The organism is Stenotrophomonas sp. ZAC14D2_NAIMI4_7, assembly GCF_003086675.1.
In the GTDB taxonomy this organism is placed as follows: Bacteria; Pseudomonadota; Gammaproteobacteria; order Xanthomonadales; family Xanthomonadaceae; genus Stenotrophomonas.
The window spans coordinates 2,319,539-2,339,458 of record NZ_CP025995.1 but is presented as its reverse complement, the minus strand read 5'-3'; the positions used below and the strand labels follow the sequence as shown (position 1 = coordinate 2,339,458).

The 19,920-nt window shown below is 69.0% G+C and carries 17 protein-coding genes and 1 pseudogene; 3 read left to right on the top strand and 15 right to left on the bottom strand.

What is annotated here, in order from left to right:
• The first annotated feature begins 59 nt into the window (after positions 1–59).
• Entirely contained in the window at positions 60–725 is a 666-nt protein-coding gene (locus C1922_RS10750; protein WP_108749740.1) for a TraX family protein, read from the top strand.
• Between the two features lie 4 nt (positions 726–729).
• Here the strand turns inward: C1922_RS10750 and C1922_RS10745 are convergent, their stop codons facing one another.
• From C1922_RS10745 to C1922_RS10720, 6 genes are read right to left on the bottom strand one after another with little or no spacing between them, the layout of a single operon-like run.
• A complete protein-coding gene (locus C1922_RS10745; RefSeq protein ID WP_108749739.1) occupies positions 730–2,079 on the bottom strand; it encodes an AMP-binding protein in 1,350 nt (449 codons plus the stop codon).
• Positions 2,080–2,089: 10 nt separating this feature from the next.
• Complete coding sequence (locus tag C1922_RS10740) at positions 2,090–2,671, bottom strand: hypothetical protein (RefSeq protein WP_199912173.1); 582 nt, start codon at positions 2,669–2,671, stop codon at positions 2,090–2,092.
• A 2-nt stretch (positions 2,672–2,673) separates the two neighbouring features.
• Entirely contained in the window at positions 2,674–3,642 is a 969-nt protein-coding gene (locus C1922_RS10735) for a radical SAM protein (protein ID WP_159091944.1), read from the bottom strand.
• Complete coding sequence (locus C1922_RS10730) at positions 3,639–5,435, bottom strand: VWA domain-containing protein (protein WP_108749737.1); 1,797 nt, start codon at positions 5,433–5,435, stop codon at positions 3,639–3,641. Before C1922_RS10730 ends, C1922_RS10735 begins: the two co-directional genes overlap by 4 nt.
• Positions 5,432–6,403 (bottom strand): hypothetical protein, encoded by a 972-nt coding sequence (locus C1922_RS10725; RefSeq protein ID WP_108749736.1) that lies wholly within the window; start codon positions 6,401–6,403, stop codon positions 5,432–5,434. Before C1922_RS10725 ends, C1922_RS10730 begins: the two co-directional genes overlap by 4 nt.
• Before the next feature lies 1 nt (position 6,404).
• Positions 6,405–7,985 carry an AAA family ATPase gene (locus C1922_RS10720; protein WP_108749735.1) on the bottom strand — a complete coding sequence of 527 codons (1,581 nt, stop codon included), beginning with the start codon at positions 7,983–7,985 and terminating at the stop codon, positions 6,405–6,407.
• A 262-nt stretch (positions 7,986–8,247) separates the two neighbouring features.
• Between C1922_RS10720 and C1922_RS10715 the strand changes: the two genes are divergently transcribed.
• Positions 8,248–9,342: a crosslink repair DNA glycosylase YcaQ family protein gene (locus C1922_RS10715; RefSeq protein ID WP_108749734.1), complete on the top strand. Its 1,095-nt coding sequence runs from the start codon at positions 8,248–8,250 to the stop codon at positions 9,340–9,342.
• On the opposite strand, the gene C1922_RS10710 is transcribed toward C1922_RS10715, so the two are convergent.
• The 7 genes and pseudogenes from C1922_RS10710 to C1922_RS10685 form a co-directional block, all read right to left on the bottom strand.
• Complete coding sequence (locus C1922_RS10710) at positions 9,339–11,066, bottom strand: PAS domain S-box protein (protein ID WP_108749733.1); 1,728 nt, start codon at positions 11,064–11,066, stop codon at positions 9,339–9,341. The two genes, C1922_RS10715 and C1922_RS10710, sit on opposite strands and share 4 nt — an antisense overlap.
• 181 nt (positions 11,067–11,247) lie before the next feature.
• Complete coding sequence (locus C1922_RS10705) at positions 11,248–11,517, bottom strand: DUF3325 domain-containing protein (RefSeq protein ID WP_234413285.1); 270 nt, start codon at positions 11,515–11,517, stop codon at positions 11,248–11,250.
• Positions 11,517–13,136, bottom strand: coding sequence for a PepSY-associated TM helix domain-containing protein (locus tag C1922_RS10700; protein WP_108749731.1), 1,620 nt, complete (start codon positions 13,134–13,136; stop codon positions 11,517–11,519). Before C1922_RS10700 ends, C1922_RS10705 begins: the two co-directional genes overlap by 1 nt.
• Entirely contained in the window at positions 13,133–13,432 is a 300-nt protein-coding gene (locus C1922_RS10695) for a DUF3649 domain-containing protein (RefSeq protein ID WP_108749730.1), read from the bottom strand. The genes C1922_RS10700 and C1922_RS10695 overlap by 4 nt, the downstream gene beginning before the upstream one ends.
• 50 nt (positions 13,433–13,482) lie before the next feature.
• Positions 13,483–14,709: a TonB-dependent receptor gene (locus tag C1922_RS20670; protein WP_234413512.1), complete on the bottom strand. Its 1,227-nt coding sequence runs from the start codon at positions 14,707–14,709 to the stop codon at positions 13,483–13,485.
• A 473-nt stretch (positions 14,710–15,182) separates the two neighbouring features.
• Positions 15,183–15,416, bottom strand: a pseudogene (locus C1922_RS20665) (TonB-dependent receptor plug domain-containing protein); the annotation flags it as partial.
• Positions 15,417–15,858: 442 nt separating this feature from the next.
• Entirely contained in the window at positions 15,859–16,710 is an 852-nt protein-coding gene (locus tag C1922_RS10685; protein ID WP_108749729.1) for a siderophore-interacting protein, read from the bottom strand.
• Between the two features lie 153 nt (positions 16,711–16,863).
• Here C1922_RS10685 and C1922_RS10680 point away from each other — a divergent pair, with 153 nt between their 5' ends.
• Positions 16,864–17,472: a TetR family transcriptional regulator gene (locus tag C1922_RS10680; RefSeq protein ID WP_108749728.1), complete on the top strand. Its 609-nt coding sequence runs from the start codon at positions 16,864–16,866 to the stop codon at positions 17,470–17,472.
• Here C1922_RS10680 and C1922_RS10675 read toward each other — a convergent pair.
• Both C1922_RS10675 and C1922_RS10670 read right to left on the bottom strand, forming a co-directional pair.
• A complete protein-coding gene (locus C1922_RS10675; RefSeq protein WP_108749727.1) occupies positions 17,469–19,121 on the bottom strand; it encodes a tyrosinase family protein in 1,653 nt (550 codons plus the stop codon). The genes C1922_RS10680 and C1922_RS10675 overlap by 4 nt on opposite strands.
• Before the next feature lie 213 nt (positions 19,122–19,334).
• Positions 19,335–19,868: an AprI/Inh family metalloprotease inhibitor gene (locus tag C1922_RS10670; RefSeq protein ID WP_234413284.1), complete on the bottom strand. Its 534-nt coding sequence runs from the start codon at positions 19,866–19,868 to the stop codon at positions 19,335–19,337.
• Between the last annotated feature and the right edge of the window lie 52 nt (positions 19,869–19,920).

Genomic DNA, 19,920 nt, shown 5'->3' with positions numbered 1-19,920 from the left:
ACGCACAAGCATAGCCAGCCGTGGCAAGATTTTGGGGCGCAACCAGGAACCCAACACCCATGCAGGATGCAACCGCGGCCCCGACCACCGCTCCTTACGTGCTGCCCAGCGGCGCGCGCGAGGCGTTGAAGTGGCTGGCGCTGCTGTTGATGACCGGCGATCACGTGGCCAAGGTGGTCCATGGAGGCTACGTGCCGGTGGGGAGCGAGCTGGGGCGTATCGCGTTTCCGCTGTTTGCGGCGGTGATGGCGTGCAACCTTGCCCAGCCCGGCGCGGACCTGGGCAAGTCGATCCGCCGCCTGGCGCTGTGGGGCGTGCTGGCGCAGCCGCTGCATGCGTGGGCGTTCGGCGGCTGGCTACCGGTGAACATCCTGCTGACCTTCGCCTTGGCGGCGCTCGCCATCCAGGCGCTTGTTCAGAATCGACCGTGGTGGCTGTTGCTGGCCGCAGGCGTGCTGCCGTTCTTCGTGGATTACCGCTGGGCCGGGGTAGGGCTGGTGCTGCTGTGCTGGATCGCGTTCCGCCACCGGGTGTGGTGGTTGCCGCTGCCGGCGCTGGCCGCGGTGTGCTGGTTCAACGGCAACGCGTGGGCACTGCTGGCGGCGCCGCTGCTGTGGCTGATGGCGCGCTGGCCCTGGGCCATTCCGCGCACGCGCTGGTGGTTCTACGTGTACTACGTGGGGCATCTGGCAGTGCTGGCGGCGTACGCTCAGATGTTGCGCTGAGCGGTTACTGCGCGTGGCTGCCGGCAAGATCGCTGCTGTACTGCAGGACTTTGTCGTCGTGCTGCAGCGGGAGTACCTGCACGGGCTGGCCGCCCAGCGCTGCGGCCAGCCGCCGTGCAGCGTCGTCGGCATGCCGCAGTTCGCTCGGCGGCAGCGACAGCTGCACGCTGCCGTCGGCGTTCTGGTGCACGACAAATCGTGACAGCGGCAACGGCGCCAACGCATGCGTCACATCGATGTTGTTGATCCATCGGCCCTGTGCGGTGCGGTAGCGCAAGGGGCGGCGCCCCTGCAGCCCGACGATCATCGGAGTGTCACCGGCCATGGCCAATGCGCCGCGATCGCCGGTGCGATAGCGCAGCAGTGGCAGGCAGAAGTTGAAGCCGCCGCTGAGCGTGATCTCGCCGGTCTGCCCGGCCGGCAGTGCGGCGCCCTCGGCATCCAGGATTTCCACGTACATGCCCGGTTGCAGCAGCACGTGGCCGCCTGCGTCGGCATCGAACACCGCCAGCGGCCCGGCCTCGTTCATGGAATACACGTCCAGCACGGGGCAACCGAAACGCTCGGCCAGCTGCGCACGCAGCCCGTGAGACAGGGCCATCGACACCGACAGCAGCGCGCGCGGGCGGTGCTGCACCGGCAACTGCAGCAGCGCGGCAAACGAGATCGGATCGCCGGCGATCACCTCCGGCTGCATCTGGTCGATGTAGCGCGCACGATCATCGGGATGGCGCCAGTCGTCAGGGTGCAGGTTGATCTTGGCCAACCCGGATTCGCCCATGCTGGGGGTGACCGACACATAGGTGAAGCAGCGCTGCTGCATGCCCAGCAGCATCACCCCCATCTGCCCGGCGCCGTGCCGCAGGGTGATGCCGAAGCGGTGCAGCGCGCGCTTGTGGTAGGCGAGGTAGCGCGCGGCCACCACCGGATGCGAGGGCAGCACCAGCGGATGGCCGGTGGTGCCGGTGGTGCGGAAGTTGATCATCCGCTGCAGCGGCACCGGGTCGGGTACGAAGCGGGCCACGTCGGCGGCCAGGTCGCCGCGGTGCACGCTGTGGATGTCCTGGAACGCTGACGGGCGCGGCAGTGCCCGGTAGTTCGGCACCTGGGCGAAGGTGTCTGCCACGAACGCGTCCAGCCACGGCGGTGGACTGCCGGGGTGCCACTCGAATCGCGCCTGGGCGATGTCGCGCTCGTAGACGCGCAGCGCGGCCACTTCATCAGCCAACAGACGGTTGCCGCTGGCGTTGCGGAACAGCGGCGCGGCCGGGTGCTCGCGCATGTGCCGCAGCATCGCGCGGCCGGCATCGCTCAGGGTGGGGTAACGATCGGCATCGGTCGGTTCGGTGTGCATGGCCAACGGGTTACTCGCGCGTCCACTTGTCGGCCGATTCTTCGGCGGCCTTGCGCGCCAGCGCCTCGCGGATGGCGCGGGCGCGCGCCTCGGTGGCGCGGCTGGCGTCGAGCAGGCGCTGCCGTTCCACGCCGCTGATGCGGGCCAGGCGGTCGGCGGCCTGGGCGGCGGTTTCCCCGTCCGGCAGCAGGCCCAGGCGGGCAATGGTGGTGCGCGCCAGTTCTTCGCGGCGGTCGGCCTCGAACACGAACTGCTCGGCCGGGGCGCTGGCCGCCAATGCGGGGATGGCGTCTGCAAACAGGCTTGGCCAGAGCGCCTTCTGCAGGGCGATCTGCTGCCAGTGCGGGTCGGCCATCAGCCAGGCGGCAACGGCGGCCACGCTGAGCTGGTTGGCGCCCACGCCGGGCAGATCACCGGACAGGGTGGCGCGCAGCGCGGGGGGCAGGTCCACGCCGTGCAGGGCGAACACATCGCCGACCACGGCTGCCACGTGCACGCTGCCCTGGCCGGCACGCCGTGGCACGGCGAGGAAATCCGGCGGGGTTTCCAGCAGCCGGCGCAGCAGGACATCAAGGGCAGGGCCAGTGGTCATGGTCATGTTCCGAATTTTGCAAACACCTGGGTGGAAGGACAATCACCGCAGACTGCGGCCGGCGCCTGCAGGCGCTGTCGCCGCAGCCGCTCGCGCAGCGTATGAAGGTCTTCGGGTTGGCGCAGGTCGCGGCTGTCGATGGCGTGGGTGTCGACGGTGAAACTGCAGGCGCCGATGCGGCCGCGTTCGTCGATGAACAGGGTCGGGCGGCGGGCCTCGCAATCGAGCACCGGCAGCGCGGCGCCGATGGCGCTGGCGTGGAAGCGGTCCAGGTAAGCCGGCTGGGCATGCAGCTGCACGCCGCGCTCGGCCAGCTGACCGGCCAGGGCGGGCAGGGCATGACGCAGCTGCGCCACATCGGCGCCCGTCAGCGCGTGCTGGCGGTGAAACAGCGGGCGGTCGCGGCCACCCAACTGGTTGAAGGTGATCTCATCCACGCCCCACTCGGCCAACTGCAGGCACAGGTCGGGGAAGAGTTCGAGGGTGGGGTGCATGAGCACCACATTGGCACGCAGGCGGGGGCGGTTCTGGTTGTCGCTGGCACGTAGGCCAGCAAGGGCGCGGATCGCCTGTTCCAGCCTGCGCGCACCGCCGGGCCAGCCGCGCAGCGCATCATGCACGGGGCCCGGGGCATCGATGCTGAAGGTGATCTCGTCGAAGGCCTCGGCCAGCGCCTGCGCAGCACCCGGTTGCCAGGCGCGGCTGCCGTTGCTGGTCATGCTGATCCGCAGGCCCTGTCGACGCAGTTGCTGCGACAGCGGCAGCAGGCCGGGCCAGAGCAGCGGCTCGCCACCCAGCCAGCTCAGCAGTACCGGCTGGCCGCTGCGCTGCTGGTAGCGCACGAACAGGTCCGCGACACGCTCCACCTCTGCGGCCGGCATGTGCACGCGGGGCTGGCGGACGCGGCGGTCGTAGGCACAGAACCCACAGGCCAGGTTGCACAGCGTGGTCAGCCGCCACAGCACGATCACGGTCGTGGACCGGCCGGGCCCGGCGCGTAGTGGCGCTGGGCAAAGGCGCGCGCGAACTGCAGCAGATCCGCCATGTCGCGCACTACGTGGATATCCCAGCCGGCCGCGCGCGCGCGCAGCAGGTCGGCGGTCCAGCCGGTGGCCGCGGCATCGGCCAGGCGTGCCGGCAGCGGGCTGTACAGGTTCAGCGCCATGGTGCCGCCGCCACGTGCGGCCTGCAGTGCATGGCGGGCGATGTCCCAGCCGCTGCCGCCACGCTCGTCCTGGTCGAACATGGTAGTGATGCCGTCGTCGGAGATATGCAGGATATGCACGGCGCGGTCGCGCGGCGTGCGCGTGGCATAGGTGTCGCGCAGGCGATGGATCGGGAAGGCGGTGGCGCCGCCGAAGTACCCGGTCAGCACATGCAGGATGGGGTCTTCGGCGCGCACGAAGCCATCGGTGTGCAGGTGCTGGTGGGTGCCGCTCCACAATGTGGCCTGTACGCGCGCGCCGGCCCGCAGCGCCGACAACGCAATGATGGCACCGGCCAGGGCCAGGTAGGAGGTGTGCTGCTGCGGGTTGGGCATCGAACCCGAGCTGTCCACGTACAGATCCAGATCGATGGGTTCGGCCACCGGCTCGCGGCCGGGCGCGAGCCCGTACACCCGCTGCACGGTGGTGACGCCGGGGATGACGTGCGGCGATTGCAGTACCGACTGCAGCCAGTCCACCGCATCCAGTGCATCGCCCGGTTCCCACGGCTCCAGGCCTTCGGGCAGTGCTTCCAGTGCCTGCGGCTGCGGCGCGCTCGGGTAGCGGATCAGGTGCGGAAGCGCGCGCTCGCGGTAGTAGCGGATGGCGATCTGGTGGTCATCCAGATCCAGCCCGGCCGCGCGCAGGATCTGCCCATATTCGAACGGTTCGCGCATCTGCCCGCGCGAGGTGGCGGCCGCGGTGTCCTGCGGCGCTTGCGCCTGGCCCGTTTCGGCGGTTGCCTCATAGGGTTGGCCGGTGATGAGCGGGTCGTGTGCCGGGTGCAGGACCGGCGACAGCTCATCGTCATCCAGTTGCCCCAGGCCCGCCGGCTGGCTGCCGTGGCCGGCGTGCCGGGTGTCCATCAGGGCATCCAGCCGTGCATCGGTCTGCGCCTGCAGCAGCCAGGGCAGCAGCAGGGTCGCAAAGCGGGTGGCACCGGCCATCCAGTCGTTGGCGTAGACGCGCACCACCCGCGCGCCCAGCCATGCGTCGGCGTGCACGGCCGCATCGTCCGGGGAACCGCCCAGTGCGCCACGCGGCTGCTGCCACAGTTCCTCGTAGATGCCCATGTACAGCTGCCAGACCGTGGATGCCGGCTGGGTGGCCGCCTGCGCCAGGCGCTGGTAGATGGCATCCATGTGCAGTCCGTTCTGGCGCTGCAGGCGGTCGTTGATGAGCAGGTCGGTGTAGAGGTTGGCCACCATCGGCGCGTGTGCTTCCAGCGTCGGCAGCGCGCGGCGGATACGGGCCAGCATGCGCGCATGGTCGCTGGCGGTGGCCGGGGCCAGCACGTGGTGGCCGATCTCGTGCGCCAAAATCTCCACCGCGTAGGGCTGCAGGCCGAGCTGCTGCACCTGCTGAAGATCAATCACGATGCGCTGGTCGGCCAGGCGGATGGCGGCGAAGCTGCCGGTCAAGCCCTCTGCTGCGGCCTGCACGTGCGAGTCGCACAGGCGCGGGTCCTGCAGGCGGGTGAACCGGCTCCAGGCGGCCAGTGCCTGTGGCCACGCCTGCTGCCATGCGAGCAGGGAACCAGGAAGCGGCGGCGGCTTCATTGCGGTGGCAGCACGTGCAGCGCATGCGACCAGGCCGAGAACAGAACGATGCCGGCGTCACTGGCTACGGCCTGCACCTGATGGCGTGCAGCCGCGTGCGGCAGGTGCTGGTCGGCCAGGCGCGCGGCGGTGGCGGCCGGCAGCGTACCGGCCGGCGCCGCATCGTACTCCTCGGCATTGGCCGGCAGCAGGGCGGCACCGAAGGCATCGGCCAGCAGCAGGAAGTGCTGTTCGCCGCTGCGGATGACAAAGCCCTGCGGTGTCGCCCGCACCTGAGGCGGTGCGCTGAACGATCCGCCAAAACCAGTGAACGCGCCGGTGCTGTGGCCGACCGCGGCGCTCGGCGCTGGAGGGTACCAGCGGTCGGCGCGCAGCCGCGGGAGCAGGTCGTCTACGCTGGCGGCAGGGGCGCCGATGATCGCGGCGGTCACTGCGAGCGGAAGGCTGTCCAGTTGCTGCAGTACCGGCTCACGCAGCTGCGCCATGCCCGCGCGCCAGGCCGCCAGTGCGCCCAGGTCGCGCAGCTGCTGCGCGTTGCTGCACTGCGCACCGTGTGCGGCCACGGTGGCAATCCACGCGTCCACGCGTACGCCGGGTTGTTCGGCCATGCGCAGCACGGCGTTGGCCACCGTGCCCAGCACCGCCTGCGGTTCACGCCGCAGCAACGGTGCCAGCGCGGGCGCCAGGGTGGACCAGGCCGCATCGACCCAAGGCAGGCGCGCACGCGGGCCGGCCTGGCCATGGGCCACCAGCTGCAGCCCCAGTTCGAAGGCCACCTCGCACACCTGGGCGGTACACGCCGGGTCTTCGCCGTCCACGGCCTGGCACAGCGCATCCAGGGTTTCGCGCACGAACTGACTGAAGGCGGCCAGGTCCAGGCTTGGCCAGCGGTGGCGTGCATCGGCCACGGCCTGGTTGAACAGCGCACGCCGCGATGCCAGCAGCGACGCCAGAGTGGGCGACACCATCTCAGCGCGCCCGCAGCCAGTGCAGGTAATTGGTGTAGCGCTGGTGCAGGTACTTCAGTTTCAGCAGATCGTCGTACAGGTGGCCATACAGCTTGCGTCCCTTCACGCGCTCTTCCACCAGCCGTTCGATGCGGGTCAGGCGCTTGCGGGTCTCGCCTTCGCCCAGCCCGTCCAGGCCCTGCGCGAACTGCTCGGACAGCGCGCCCACCGGATCGTCGCGGTCCAGGTCCAGGCGGTCGTACTCGGCGGTGGACGCATCGAACAGCCAACGCAGCCAGCCCAGGTGGTCGCTGCGGTAGGCGGCGTTTTCCGGCAGCGCGAAGAATGGTGCATCCGGGTCGGGCTGCAGCTTGTCGTTCAGCACGAAGGGCAGCACCTGGCGCACGTCGTCCAGGGCCACGGCGGTGTTGCCGCGGAAGTAGGCCATGGCCTTGGCGAACATCAGCAGGGTCATCAGGTTGCGCACGGACAGACCGTTGCGGGTCTGGCAGCCCAGGTCCTTCATGCGGTCGCGGCCGCTGTCGGCGGCGGTCAGCTGCGCCCAGTCGGCGCCAGACAGGCGCGCGGTGTCCTTGGTCATGTATTCGAACTGCGCACCGGCGGTTTCCATCAGCTCGAACTGGCTGCTGAAGAATTCGATGCGGCGGCGCACGTCCTGCGGAACCTCGACCGCGCGGATTTCCTGCAGCAGCTGGTCACCCTCGGCCTCGGTGAAGATGATGTCGCGCGGCACGACTTCTTCGGGCCGGATGTCCTGTTCGATGCGCAGCAGCATCTCTTCCAGGAAGCGCGGGTTGAAGGCCAGCGCCTGCACGACCACGTCGATGCGGTCGCGCAGGGCCTCGATCACCTGGTAGGTGCCGCCGCCGCGATCGTCATTGGCGGTCAGGTACCACGCAGATTCGGGGCATTCGTAGACGTGGTTGAGGATTTCGGCGTAGTTGTCGCCCATCACCGTGAGCAGGGCGCTCTGGGTGCGGGTGGGAATGCGGTTGTACTCGTCGATGATCTTCACCCGCATGCTCAGCCAGCTGCGCCAGGCGATGCGGATCTGGTTCATGTCCTGGGCGGCGACCAGATCGGCCGGCAGCGGGTTGCCAAGCAGGTCGGCAATGGTCATCTGCGGGTGGCCGTGCTGCATGGCGCGGCGCACCTCGCGCACCGGGTAGCCGGCCAGCACGCCCATCAGGATGGCGCTGGCGGTCTTGCCACGACCGGGCCCGCCCACGAACAGGCACTTGCGGCGGGTGGCGAAGGTCAGCAGCGGCAGCAGCACGTAGCTGGAGTAGCTCTGCGCCGACGGCAGGGTGAGCGGACGTCGGCTGTCACCCACGTTGAACCGCGGCGAGGGACCGTCGTGGTACTCGATGTCGTAGTGCGGGCTGATGATCGCGTTGTTGACGATCCAGAAGTAGGCCTGGCGCAGCTTCTCGTCCAGCGCCAGCGGGGCCGCAGCGGCATCACCGGGCAGTGCCACCGGGCCCGCGTACAGTTCGGCCACATCGAAGCTGCGTGGCGCCGGTTCGGCGCGGGGATTGGTCGGCGCCTGCGAAAGACGCTGGAACAGATTGAACGGGGGCACGCAGATCCTTGGGTGACGGCCTGCCCGGATTGTAGAACGGCCGCGCATGCTCTGCGCCCTGCGCGGGGGAAACGGTGGGTATGGCCGACTGGATATGCCCGGCTGGGTAGAGTCGAATGTTAGTCGACTATCGCGCGAAGCGCGGGTTGTCGGTGGCCTGGCAAGAGCAGTCGACCAACAGTCGACTCTATCCCGTCGATGCCACCCAGTCGCCGCCATCCGGCCAACGCCCTCCACCCTGCGCGCCGATCTACAATGGCCCATGGCCGCTTCGCCCACCCTGGACCAGTTGCGCCGCTACGCGGTGTCACGCACGTTGTTCACGCCCACCACGCTGATGGCAGCGATCCGTCGCCTGGGCTTCGTGCAGGCCGATCCGATCCGCGCGCCTGCCCGTGCCCAGGACCTGACCCTGCGGCACCGGGTGAAGGACTATCGCGCTGGTGACCTGGAGCGCCGCTATGCGCGACTGCCGGTGGAAGAAGACTGCCTGGTGAACTACGGCTTCCTGCCGCGCGAGCACGTGGCGCTGATGCACCCGCGCGTGCCCAAGCGCGCCTGGGATGCGGCCACCCGGCGCCGCGCCGAGCAGGTGCTGGCGTTCGTGCAGGCGCAGGGTGCGGTGCACCCGCGTGAGGTTGACCAGGTCTTTGCGCATGGACGGGTAACCAATTACTGGGGCGGCACCAGCAACGCCAGCACGCAGCTGCTCGATGGCATGCATTACCGCGGGTTGCTGCGGGTGCAGCGGCGTGACAGTGGTACGCGCATCTATGCACCGGCGCTGCACGCGCCGCTTGAGGCCGATGACCTGACCGCGCAGCAGCGTGCCGAGGCGTTGCTGGCCCTGGTGGTGCGCAAGTACGCGCCGCTGCCGGCGGCCAGCCTGACCTATCTGGTGCGGCTGCTGGGCTACGGCGCGCCGCACCTGGCCGCGCCACTGCAGCAGGCCCTGCGCGACGCGCGCGCGCAGTTGGCCAGCTGCACGGTCGATGGCACGGTCTGGTTCTGGCCGGCCGACGAGAACCCGCAGTCGCGACGCCACGCAGTGGATGAGGCCGTGCGCCTGCTGGCGCCATTCGACCCGGTGGTCTGGGACCGTCGCCGCTTCGAACAGCTGTGGGGATGGGTCTACCGGTTCGAGGCCTATACGCCTGCACCCAAGCGCCGCTTCGGTTACTACGCGCTGCCGCTGCTGTGGCACGAGCAGGTGATTGGCTGGGCGAATGTGACGGTGGGCGGCGGCCAAGTGCTTCCGCAGTTCGGCTACATCGGCGGCGCCGCACCGCGCGGTACGGCGTTCAGCAATGCGCTGGACGATGAACTGCAGCGCATGAACCGTTTCCTGCTGCACTAGTGCCCGCCATCGCCGTGGCTGGCGCCGCGTGGTGACCGGCGCACGCGGGCTCGCGCGCGGTACAGATGGTCATCGGCGCGGTGGATCGTGTCGGCCACGCTTTCGCCGGGCACATGCTGGGCGGCGCCCATCGAGAATGCGCAGGGCGAATCGCTGCAATGATCGTTGTACCAGCGCTCCAGTTCCTGCAGCCGGGCAGGGTCCGGGTTGTTGGACACCACCAGGAATTCATCGCCACCCAGCCGTACCACGGCCTCGTCCTTGCCCAGCGGTGTACGCAGGAAGGTGGCGAAGCCGACCAGGATCGCATCGCCGCGGCGATGGCCTTCGCTGTCGTTGATCTGCTTGAAGTGGTCCAGGTCGAACACCAGGCAGGCCCAGGCCTGTCCGGTCTGCGCTTCCAGGGTGTGCAGGTAGCGCCGGTTGTTGCATTGTGTCAGCGGGTCCTTGAAGGACAGTTCGCGCAGCTGCTGTTCCTGGGTGCGCAGGGCGGTGACATCCTGCGCGTGGCCCAGCACATAGGGCGGCTGCGCTTCCGAATCCAGCACGTTGTGGTAGGCCCAGTAGCGCCGGGTGCCATCGGCGGCGATCAGTTCGATCACGCCCGAATCGGTGTGGTTGGCGCCGATGCGGCGCAGATAAGCGGCAAAATGGTCCTGCTTCTCCTCGGGCATGAACTCGCCCAGGCTGCGCCCGACCACGTGTGCTTCGTCGTAGCCCAGCGACTGCATGGCGGCCGGGTTCACCGAGGTGAGCGTGCCATCCAGCGTATGGGTGCAGATCAGCCCCAGGCTGTAGTGGAACAGGCGCCGGTAGCGCACTTCGCTGGCTTCCAGCGCATCGCGGGTGCTGCGTTCCTCGCTGATGTCCTGGATGGCGCCGACCAGCCGCTGGCGGCCTTCGACAATCTGCCGGTTGCCGACCACGCGTACCCAGATGTCGCGCCCGTCGGCGGTGGTCATCGGCAGCTGCAGTTCATATGGCGTTCCTTCGTCCACGCAGCGCTTCACCGCCGTCTGGATGATGCCGCGGGTGTCGGGCCGGTAGAAGGACAGGGCGGTGGCCAGCGTGGGCTCGTAACTGGAACGCACGCCGTGGATCTGCTTGGTTTCGCGGGTCCAGCGCACTTCGCCGGTGGCCAGCTCCAGTTCCCAGCCACCCACGCGCGCGGCGGTGTTGGTGCGCTCCAGGAAATCTTCGCTGCGCTTCAGTTCGCGGTGCAGCACGCGGGCCTGCTCAACCTGGGCCAGCAGCGCGCTGCGTTGTTCCAGCACCTGGGTGGTGACCCGGCCCAGGTGCACCATCAGCTCGCGCTGCGAGGGCGAGAGCACGCCGGGCAGGGTGTCGAGCAGGCACAGCGTGCCGATCTGTGCACCGTGCGCGGTTTCGAGCGGAATGCCGGCATAGTGGCGGATGCGCGGCCCGCCCAGCACAAGAGGGTTGCGCTGGAAACGCGGGTCCTGGAGCGCATCGGGAACCTCCATCAGACCCCGCTGTTCGATGGCGTGGGTGCAGAAGGAAATGTCACGCGGTGTTTCGCAGGTGCCTTCCAGACCGATGTTCGCCTTGAACCACTGGCGGTCGTGGTCGATCAGCGAAATCAGACCCGTGGGCATGCCGGTGGCGGCACGCGCGGCCGCCACGATGGCATCGAACACGGGTTCCGGTGCGGTATCCAGCACCCCCAGGCGATTCAGTTCTTCAAGTCGGGCGACTTCATCCATGGCAAGCGTGTGCTGTGAAGGGAAGTGGTGCTGCGACCTGCGGTCCGATGCTGACAATGAACGGGTTATGCTGATGCGCACACCAGTGAAGCGTGCGTCAATGCGGGGTACGGGCGCATTGACGCAGTTCACGAAGCAGTGCAGCCACGCGCGCCGCACGCTTCCTGTTGCATTGCCGCATTCAACGCCTGGCGTGCGCCACCAGGGCCAGCACCACCGCACCGGCGGCCACGCTGGTATGGCCCGAATACAGCGCCAGCCCCAGGCCAACGCCGCGCAGTGCAATGGCCACGCCGAGCGCGATCAGCAGCAGGCTCCAGCCGGCCAATCGCCAGCGCAGTGAGCTTGCCGGTACGAGGCAGCGGCCCAGCAGGTCGCGCTGGTGCCGTTCCATCGCCAGCGCCAGGCAGGCAAAGCCGGCGCCGCACAGCAGCAACAGCAGGGCGTGCATCACGAGGCCACCCCGCTGGCAGCCGCAGCCGCAGTGCGTGGCGCGCGTGCACGGGTGGTGCGCGGGGTGAACCGCCAGGTGCGCCAGGCCAAGCAAGCGTGCAGGCCGGCCAGTGCCAGCAGGGTCAGGTCGGTGCCGGCAAAGGCCCAATCGCCGGCGGGCAGGGTGACCCACAACGGGCGTGCGGTGGTCGTTGCGTTCAGTACCGGCACCAGGGCCAGCAGCAGCGCCGCCAGGCAGAACTGCTCCACCCAGGCGCGTTTGGGCGTGCGCAGGCAGGCATGGACCAGCGTGGCCGCCCACACGATGAAGAACACATGCACTTCCCAGGCGGCCCGTTGCTGCAGGCTGATCGGCAGCAGGCGGTTGGCCCAGAAGAACGCGGCCATGGCCACCGACAATCCGGCGACCGTGGCGATGTTCAGGCGTTCCACCAGACGGAAGCCGAAGTACGGGCGCTGCGGGTCCGGCAGTTGGCTTCGCCGTTTCACCGTCCACAGCACCAGGCCGGTGCCGACCATCGCCGTGCCGGCCAGGCTGACCACGAAGTACAGCCAGCGCGTGGCGGCGTCGGCGAAGCGGCCCAGGTGCAGGCCGTACAGCACGCCCTGGGTCTGCGCGGCCGCGCCGGAATGCTCCTTGGCCTGCAGCAGGCGGCCGCTGCTGCCATCGAACAGCAGGTAATGCGGCGTGGTGGACACACGGCTGGACTGCGCACGCACCACCGCCACCCGCGCGGCGGCATCGCCGGGGTTCTGCACCTGCACGCCGCCGATGCTGCCGACACCCCAGCGCTGCTCGGCCTGCGCTACCAGCGGCGCGACATCGACCAGCGCGGCGGCTACGCCGGCGGCAGGCTGGCGCGGCAATGACAGCCGCATTTCACTGGTCACCTGCTGTTGCTGGCGCTTGTCAGGCAGTTTCGACAGGCCCCAGGGCATGTACAGCACCGCCAGCATGACCAGCCCGCTCCAAGTGATCATGAAGTGGAAGGGCAGGCCCAGGACCGATACCGCCGCATGGCCATCCAGCCACGAGCGCTGGCCCTTGCCCCAGCGGAAGGTGAAGAAGTCGGCGAAGATCTTCTTGTGGGTGATCACCCCGCTGACGATGGCCACCAGCATGAACATGGCGCACAGGCCGACGATCCAGCGCGCCCACAACGCGGGCATGTAGTGCAGGTTGAAGTGGAAGGCGTAGAAAAAGTCGCCACCGGCAGTATCGCGCGCGGGCAGCGGCGTGCCGGTGGCCGCATCGAACAGCCCCGACTGGAAACCATGGCGACCGCCACCCCCGCCCGCGGGGGCCCACATGGCCGCTACCCAGGGCGTGCGCGTGGTGGGCAGGGTCAGGCTGATCTGGCGGGCGCCGGGGCTGTCGTGCTGAAGCTGCGTAATGAGCCGTGCGCTGGTTTCTGCTGCGGGCGGCAGCTGCTGCGGGGTGGCGATCTCCGGCCGCGTGTAGCGCGAAACCTCGTCGCGGAAATAACTGGCGGTGCCGGTCAGGAACATGGCGTACAGGATCCAGCCGGCCAGCAGGCCCACCCAGATATGCAGGTCGGACATGGTCTGGCGGATGCCACGGGGCTTGCCGGGACGTGGGGCAGTGGTCGTGCTCATGCGCCCCCCGTGCCGGGCACGGCCAGCGCGGCCAGCCACAGTGGAACCGCCACCAGCGCCAGGCCGGCCCAGGCGCGGCGCGCCGAGCGTACGGCGAACACCCACACGACCGCGCCGGCATACAGCAGGAAGCTGGCCAACATGCCGGTGAACACTGCCTGCTGCGGATCGATGGGCAGCGACAGCGCGGCCACGCAGCACAGCGCGGCCAGCAGATAGCCACCCAGCAGGGCGGCGACAATACGTGACAGCAGCGGCAGCCATGCGGCCAGCGCTGCCCAGCGGGAATCAATCACCGGAACAACCTCCAGGGCGCCACGCCGCGCGGACGTGGCGCGGGCAGGGATCAGAAATCAACCGTGGCCGACAGCACGGCGGTGCGCGGTGCGCCCAGCCCGGAACCGAGGCTGCCGGCCCAGTACGCCTTGTTGGTCAGGTTCTGCACGCTGGCGCGCAGTACCAGCGGTTTGCCTGCGGCGTGGGTGGCATAGCGCGCGCCCAGGTCGTAGACGGTGCGGCCGGGCACCCACTGGCTGTTGTCGGCGTTGATATAGCCCTTGGACAGGCTGATGGCATTGCCGGTGACGGTCAGGCCCGGCACGCCGGCCACGTCCCATTCCAGGCCCAGCTTGCCCTGCCACTGCGGGGTGGCCGTGGCCAGGCGGCCCTGGTTGATGCCGCCCTGGGTGCGGGTCAGCCTGGGCTGCAGCCAGCCGATGCCACCGACCACCCGCAGCTGTTCGGTGGCCTGGCCGAACACGGTCCATTCCACGCCACGGTTGCGCTGTTGGCCGCCAAAGGAGAACAGATTGCTGGTCGGGTCGGTGTAGGACGCTGGCTTTTCGATCTCATACACGCTCAACGCGCTGGCCATGCGCCCCAGGTCCAGCTTGGCGCCGGCTTCGCGCTGGCGGGTCTTGTAGGGCGGGAATACTTCGCCGGCATTGGCGGCGGTGACCGGTGCGGTGCTGCCCTGGCTGAGACCTTCGATGTAGTTGGCGTACAGCGACAGCCGCTCGCTGGCCTTGAACAGCAAGGCGGCGGCCGGCGTGTTGGCGCTGGCGTCGTAGCGCGCCGTGCGCTTGCCGCTGCTGCCGTCCAGGGTATCGCTGAGCACGTTCTGGCGGCGGATGCCCAGGGTCAGCTGCACGCGTTCGTCGGCAAAGGACAGGGTATCGGCAATGCCGACCGTGGTGGTACGCACTTCGCCGGTCCTGGGCAGCGCGGCGTTGCTGTAGCTGCGGTCGATGGCCGGGCCCCAATGGGTATCGTAGATATTGGTGACCCAATCGCTGGCCAGCATGTTGCGCAGGAAACCGAAGCGGTAGTCGTGGTGGTACCAGGCCGCGCTGACGGCCACCGCGTGGTCGACCGCGCCGGTGCGGAGGCGCGCCGTCAGGCCGGCTTCGGCGGGTCCTTGCTGTATTTGAAGCGCTGGTGGGCGAAGTTGTTGCGGAAGTCGCCGGCGGCGTTGGTGATGAGGGTGGTACCGCTGGCGATGGAATCGAAATCGGTGTTGCCATGGCCATAGGCGGCGTGCGCGGACAGGTGGTCGTTGATCTCCATTTCCCAGCGCAGCGCGGCGCCCCGGTCCTTGACGTTGCTGAAGGTCCAGTCCGGTGCGAACAGGGTGTCGGCCTTCGGCGGGCGCGGTACGGCCAGGCCGGTGGCCAGCGAGACGCCGCGGTTCAGGCCATCCACGTGGTCACGGCTGGCGAACACATCCATCGATACGCGGCTGCGCTCACCGCGCCAGTCCAGCCCCAGCGACGCCAACTGCGCGCGATGCTGCTGGTTGTCGGTGGCGGTGTCGCCGGAACGATGCACGGCGTTCAGGCGCACGCCGAACTGCTTGTCCGCGCCGAAGCGACGGCCGATATCCAGATGGCCGCCCAGCTGTGCATCGCTGCCATAGCTGGCGGTGAAGCGGGTCAAGGGCACATCGTCGGCGCGCTTGGGCACCAGGTTGATCGCACCGCCCACCGAACCGCCGGGCGGCATGCCGTTCAAGAGCGCGGACGGCCCCTTCAGCACTTCCACCCGTTCGGCCAGCTCGGGCGAGACGCGGTAGTAGGGAATCAGGCCGTACAGACCGCCGAAACCGATGTCCGAGGAAGCAACGCTGAAACCGCGGATGCTGAAGTAGTCGGTGATGCCGCCGGTGGAGCCGCCGTTGTACACGCTGGGATCGGTGGCAGCGATCACCCGCACCAGGTCCGGCGCCTGCAGGTTCTGGATGTAGTCGGCGGTGTAGCTGATCGTGTTGAACGGAGTGTCCATGAAGTCCAGTTCGCCCAGCAGGCCGGCGCGGCTGCCGCGGGCGACCTGGCCGCCGGCATAGGTGCCGGTGTCGTCTGCCTTGTCGGCACGCACGTTCACCGAGGGCAGTTCGGTGGCAGGGTCGGCGGCGCCGCCGGTGTGGCCTGTTTCGGCGTGCGCGGTGGCGGCCAGCAGCAGCGAGGGCAGCAGCGCCAGGCGTGCGGCGCGCACCAGCGGGCGCAGCGATGGCAAGGGGGAAACGATGACGCGGGACATGGCAATACTCGTCGAGGGGAGGGAGTGGGTTCGGCCAGGGCTACGCCGTCGCGGGCCTGCGCACAGGGCGACGTAGACGGCAAGGTGGCTGGCAGAACGCACGCCGTTCCTGCGGCGGGCAGGGGCGCGGACTGTGGCTGGGTGCAACGGTTCCGTACCTTGCACGGGCACGGAGCTGGAACAGGGGTCAGATGTCGTCGGCGAGGTCGTCGACATCCTGCAGGCCACCGCCCTGGTCCAGCACACGCTGGTAGTTCAGGCGACGGCGCTGGTCGGTTTCGGTGGTGGTTTCGCCGCGCTTCCAGTAGCCGGCCACGGCCACGGCCTCGCGCGGCAGGCCCGCGTGCTGCAGGAAATGACGGCGCAGCGCACGCATTTCCTCGCGCTCACCGGCGGCCCAGACCACGCTCCGGCGGCTGTCGGCCACGCAGGCCTGGGCGGTGCGCAGCAACGGGGTGGGGTCGCTCGGCGCGGGGGCAGCCAGGCGGTGCAGGTGCACGCCCTCGATGGCCGGCAGTTCGTCTACGGCCTGCGCGTCGTCGCTGGCGATCCAGAGATCGGCCCGCAGTGCGGTTGGCCATTGCTGCAGCAGGGCAGACACGGCCGGCACGGCACTGGCATCGGCAAACAGCAGCGCATGGCCGCCGGCCGCTTCGGGCACCTGCAGGTGCGGGCGCGGGCCGGTCAGTGCGAACACATCCCCCGGCTGCAGGGCGCGCACCCAGGCCAGCATGGGGCCGGGGGCGGCATGCAGCACCACGTCGAACACGAACTGGCGCTGTGCGGCATCCACGCTGCGCACGGTGTAGATGCGCGAGACATCGTCGAACGCGGCGCCCAGCTGGATGCGCACGGCGGTGTTGGCGCGCAGCCAGGGCGCCAGCGGCGCATGCGCCGGCAGACCGCAGGTCACTCGCAGCAGGCTGGGCGTGGCGTGGCAGGTGTGGGCCACGGTGACCTGCAGCGCCTGCAGGCCACGATCGTGGTCGGCGCCGCGCAGCGTGCCCTGGCCGGGCGCGGCGGTGGGAAGAACAGACATCGGCAATCCAATCCGGGTACGAATGCGAATTAGTTACATAATAGTAAACTAAATTCACGGCACTGCAACGCGGCCGCTATCGCGCGCATTGACCTGCGCCCGCGCGGTGACCACCATGGCCGGGTTCCTGCCCATCTGCCGCACCGGAGTTCCATGGCTGCACCCCACACACCTGCCGCGCGCGGCCGACCGCCGTCGATCACCCGCGAGCGGATCGCCGATGCCGGCATTGCGATGACCCTGCCGAAGCTGAGCATCGTGGGCGTGGCCGGGCTGCTGGGCGTCAGCCACATTGGGCTGTACAAGCACGTGGCCAACCTGGCCGCGCTGCGCAGCCTGGTGGCCGAGGTCATCTTCGAGCGCTGGCAGCCGCCGGCCATAGCCGCAGGGCAGGGCAGTACGCTGCAGGCCGACCTGCTGGCGTTCCATCGTTCGTTGCGCGCCCTGGTGGACCAGAACCCGGGGCTGGCCCCGTTCCTGGCCACCCACGGTGCCAAGACCGAGCAGATGGTGCTGCGCATCCAGCAGCACCAGGCCGCGTTCGCCGCTGCACATGGTCTGTCGGTTGCGCAGGCGGCGTGGCTGCTGTCCACCGTGGCCTACCACTGTGTTGCGCTGTCCGATACGGTGTACTCGCGCCACCTGCCCATCGACACCGACCGCCGCCCGTACGATGCAGCGGCGGCCGAAGCCGAGTTCGAACGCGGCATGCAGGCCTTGATCGACGGCGCGGTGGCCATGCTGCCGCAGGTCGAACGCTAGCGCGGCGGCGCCACCAGGATCGCCGCATCCAGCACCGGCAGCGTCTGCGGCGTCTGCCCCGAGGAGGCGACCAGGCGGATTTCCAGCGTGGTGCTGCCGCCCGCGGCCGCCGAAAGCCTGCTGAAGGCCGCCAGCTTCTGCGGCAAGGGCACCGCAAACGTGGTCGGATGGCTGTGGTCCATGCCCGGCATGCTGGGACCGAAGAACGACACCGTGCCGGCATAGTACGGGCTGTCCGCATCCACGCTGCGCACGCCGGCCGGGGCGTTCACCAGCACGTCGAACTCGCGCGCATTCTGCAGGCCGTGCGGGCGCTGCAGGGTGACTTCGGCAATCAGCTGGCGCGGTTCAGTGGCAGCCAGGTGCGCACGCACCGCCGCATGCGGTACGGCCACACGCACCGCGTCCTGCGCACGGGTGCCGCGCACCAGTGTCGTTTCGGCGGCACCCGGAACAGCGCCGGCCACCGCGCCGGTATCGGCAGCGTACGCGTAGTCGTAGTCGAAGGCCTGGGTGGTGAAGAAATCACGCGCCGTCTTGTTTCCCACCGGGCGGCCCTGGGCATCGACGAAGAAGCGGAAGGGTTCGCGCATGAACTGTTCGCGGGTGGCCGGATCGGTGGGCATGATCGGGCGGCCGAAGCGTTGCTGCTGCCGGGTCCAGACATCCCACAGGCGGTCCATGTTGGCGTGGTGCAGGTAGAAGATCGGATCCAGCGGTGACAGGAAGTTGGTCATGTTGCCGTAAGGGCCGGGATCGACCGCACCGACGCCGCCAATGCAGTTGTGCACCTTGTTGTGCGGGAAGCCCTCCAGCACCGAGAATTTCGTGGCGCCGTCGGGTTGCAGCACGTGCGATGCGGTGCGCGAACTGGTGAAACTGCGGCTGATGTCGGGGTTGTTGAAATCCTGCGGTGAGGGGCCGGCGCGGATGGTATCGGGCGATACCGCCGAGGCGGTCTTCGGGTCCAGCTGCGGGTGTTCGTTCCACAGGTAGCGGGCGCCGCAGGTGACCGCGTAGGCGGCATTGCCGGAAATGCCGGTCTGTTCCTTGGCGTTGTAGCCGGTCACATCGTTCCAGACATCGTCCATGCTGTTGTAGCCGCGCAGCGACAACTGTTTGCGCTGGTCCGGATCCAGGGTGGCCCAGTAGCGCTGCAGGGCCGGTTTGATGAAATCGGTGAACACCGCCAGGTTGCGGGTGTAGCGCGAATAGGCCGCGTCGGTGGGGGTCAGCACGCCCTCGAACATCGACGGTGGAATCTTCGGCAGTTCGGTCCAGTCCCAGTACGGCATGGCGAACTGCGGATCGCCGCTGAGGCTGCGGATGGTCTGTTCGAAGTAGCCCACGTAGCCGCGGTGCCAGACGTAGAACCACCAGTTGCCGTGTGGGCAGTCCATCAGGTGCACGAAGGCATTGCGGAACCAGTTGCGTGGGTCGTCGGGCGGCAATGCCAGCATGGCGCGGATGCCGCGCGCATAGCTGGCCAGCATGCGCTGGCCCTGCGGGCTGGTGACGTTGTAGCGCTGGAAGCGCGCCGCGCCGGCTGCGGCGGCAGCAGGGGCATCGTCGGCCAGTGCCGCCGGCGCCAGCGAGGCCAGCGATGCACTGGCGGTGGTTGCGAGAAAATCACGTCGTGTGAGGCGCATGGCATCCTTCCTGGTGTGTGGTGGAACCGCATGGGGTCGCACAGCACGGCGGGGGCCAGCGGCGTGGCCGCGGGCCCAACGGATACATCCCGTCCGTTGCCTGCCCGTGGCGGTCGCGCAGCGGCAACCCGGGGGCAGGCGGCCGCAGTATAGGCACCGCCTGCGGCCGGTTCTGGGCAGCAGGGCACACTCGGAAAGACGCTGTGCCGGTGGTCAGCGCGATCCCTGGGGATTCAGGTAGAGGCGGGCGCCGTCGGCGACCCGGCGCCCTGACCAGCGGCCGCTGCCGCTCTGGCGGAAGCGCGCGATCACCGTGTTGTTGGTATCGGTCAGCAGCAGGTCGTTGCCCGACAGCAGCCAGCGGTTTACCGAAAACACGCCATCGGGGCAGCCGGCCGGCACCCAGGCGCCGTAGCCACCGAACCAGGTGCTGTCCTTCAGTTCAATGGTGCAGCTGTTGCCGCCTTCCTGGCCCAGGGTCCACTGGCCGAACAGATCGCGCTCGTCCACATCGTCGCGCCGGTGGCGTGCGCCGTGGCCCCAGTCGTCGTCACCGGCGGCGTCGATGGCGATGTCCAACTCGCCGCTGCTGCTGCGTGTCTGGCTGGTTTCGCTGGAGGTTGTTTCGGTCGTAGTGGTCTGTTCGCCGACCGGTGGCGGGACTTCCTGCGCGGCGGCGGGCAGGGGGCCTGCCAGGGCCAGGCTGGACGACATCAACAGCAGCACGGAACGGGTGCGGATGGCCATGGTCGGTGCCTCGAGGGGAGCGGCGGAAGGGCGCGTGCGCCCAGCCTGGCCC